At 35.6% G+C, this 464-nt stretch carries 1 protein-coding gene; it reads left to right on the forward strand.

Going from position 1 to position 464, the window contains the following annotated elements; translation table 11 throughout:
* Positions 1–464 (forward strand): replication initiation protein (locus RNB18_RS51645; protein ID WP_311721015.1); only part of this gene is annotated, 464 nt, incomplete at both ends.

Consider the following 464-nt stretch of genomic DNA (forward strand, 5'->3'; position numbering starts at 1 on the left):
TGATTTAGTTGTTGTAAAGGCTAATAGCCTTATTGAAGCCAATTACCGATTGAGTATTGATGAAATCAGAATTTTAGCTTTAACTATTGGGACTATGGATCCGAAATCTAATCAAAAGATTTTTGATTTTACGGTGGCTGATTTTGTCCGTGAGTTTCCAGAAATAAGCCAAGATAACGCCTATAAGCAAATTCAGGCGGCTATAAAACTGATTTATGACCGAAGTGTTAAAACTGAAGATAAAGACCGTGTAACTGAATTTCGTTGGGTTTCCTCTAGAACATATTTCAAGAAAGAGGGGCGTTTTAGAATTGCAATGACTGATGAAGTTATGCCATACCTAACGCAACTTAAAGGGCAATTCACGCAATATCAACTCAAACATATCGCTTATTTCAACAGTGTACATTCAATTCGAATTTATGAGCTAATTACACAATATCGCTCTGTTGGTAGTCGTGAAA

Origin of the sequence: Streptomyces doebereineriae, assembly GCF_031845645.1 — a bacterium.
GTDB classification, from domain to species: Bacteria; Actinomycetota; Actinomycetes; order Streptomycetales; family Streptomycetaceae; genus Streptomyces; species Streptomyces canus.